1 protein-coding gene and 1 pseudogene are annotated in these 972 nt (G+C 64.8%); both read left to right on the top strand.

What is annotated here, in order from left to right:
* A partial coding sequence (locus tag FFS27_RS33120) for a TIGR03752 family integrating conjugative element protein (RefSeq protein ID WP_121367556.1) occupies positions 1-734 on the top strand: 734 nt, incomplete at its 5' end.
* Positions 712-972: pseudogene (locus FFS27_RS33115) on the top strand (TIGR03751 family conjugal transfer lipoprotein); the annotation flags it as partial. The gene FFS27_RS33120 and the pseudogene FFS27_RS33115, both read left to right, overlap by 23 nt.

Here is a 972-nt window from a genome sequence, read left to right as displayed (position 1 = left end):
TGGCCATGTCTGCGCTGATCGGTCGTGTGCCGGTCGACGGGACGGTCAATGATCCTTACCCGTTCAAAATCCTCATCGGCCCGGACAACCTCACCGCCAACGGCATCGAGCTGCCGGACGTCGCCGGCGCGGTAGCCAGCGGGACCGCCTCGGGCGACTGGACACTCTCCTGCGTGCGTGGGCAGATCCGCAGCCTCACGTTCGTGTTCAACGACGGGACCGTGCGCACCTTCCCGGCGCCGGCCGAGGAGGTGAATGACAACCAGAGCAACAACAACCAGACCGCCAGCGCCGACCAGAAAACCATCCAGGGCGGTCTCGGCTGGATCAGCGACCCCTACGGCATCCCCTGCATCGCCGGTGATCGCCGATCCAATGCCAAGGAGTACCTGGGCAATCAGAGCCTACTCACGGCTGCCGGGGCCGGCATCGCCAAGCTCCTGGACGCCGACGAGAACAACACCAGTACCGTCTTCAGCGGCAACGGCACCAGCTTCGGGACGACCGGAACCAACAGCAACTCGGCCCTCAACAGCATCCTCTCCGGCGGCGTCAGCGACATCCGGCAGTGGATGAACAAGCTGTACGGCGAGGCCTTCGCCGCCGTCTACGTGCAACCTGGCGCACGGGTCGCCGTGCATCTCGATCAGCAACTGGCGATCGACTACGAACTCAAGGGCCGCAAGGTCGACTACAGCTCTGGAGCCGCTCATGCAACAGCAGACCTGGACTAACCCCCTTCTTCGTCTCTGCGCCGGCCTGGCCTGCGCGCTAACCCTGGCAGCGTGCTCCACCAGCAAGGAGGAGATGCTGCCCCACGGCGAGGCCAACATGCTCGACGTCTGGGAACAAGGTGCAACCAGCTCGATAGGCAACAGCCGTGGCCGGCTACTCCTCGATGCCAGGCAAACGCTGCGGCGCCCGATCAATCCGCAGCAGGTTGCCTCCGCGAACGACCAGGCCGACTACACC

Origin of the sequence: Pseudomonas sp. 2VD (genome assembly GCF_005503585.1) — a bacterium.
In the GTDB taxonomy this organism is placed as follows: Bacteria; Pseudomonadota; Gammaproteobacteria; order Pseudomonadales; family Pseudomonadaceae; genus Pseudomonas; species Pseudomonas aeruginosa.
The sequence above is the reverse complement of the archived record's forward strand: the minus strand, read 5'-3'. Positions and strand labels throughout refer to the sequence as shown.